Raw genomic sequence first — 240 nt, forward strand, 5'->3', positions numbered from 1 at the left:
TCCAGGCACTGATCCAGTACCCCCATGCCGAGGAAAACCCCATGTACTCGCCGAAGCCAGCTTTGGCGTAGGCATAGACTCCCGAGTCCAGTTCAGGTTTACGGTTGGCCAGCGTCTGGAACACGAATGCCAGGGTCAGCATGCCCACTGCGGTGATTGCCCAGCCAATTAGAACCGCGCCGACGCCGGCACTGGCGGCCATGTTCTGCGGCAGCGAAAAGATCCCGCCACCAATCATCG

Annotated in this window: 1 protein-coding gene; it reads right to left on the reverse strand. The window is 60.4% G+C overall.

The window, feature by feature from the left end; all coding sequences use genetic code 11:
• Positions 1-238 (reverse strand): amino acid permease (locus J5M56_RS26415; RefSeq protein ID WP_207938240.1); only part of this gene is annotated, 238 nt, incomplete at its 3' end.
• Positions 239-240: the final 2 nt, after the last annotated feature.

The sequence above is a fragment of the Pseudomonas sp. 51_B genome, assembly GCF_017491595.1.
Lineage (GTDB): Bacteria > Pseudomonadota > Gammaproteobacteria > Pseudomonadales > Pseudomonadaceae > Aquipseudomonas > Aquipseudomonas promysalinigenes.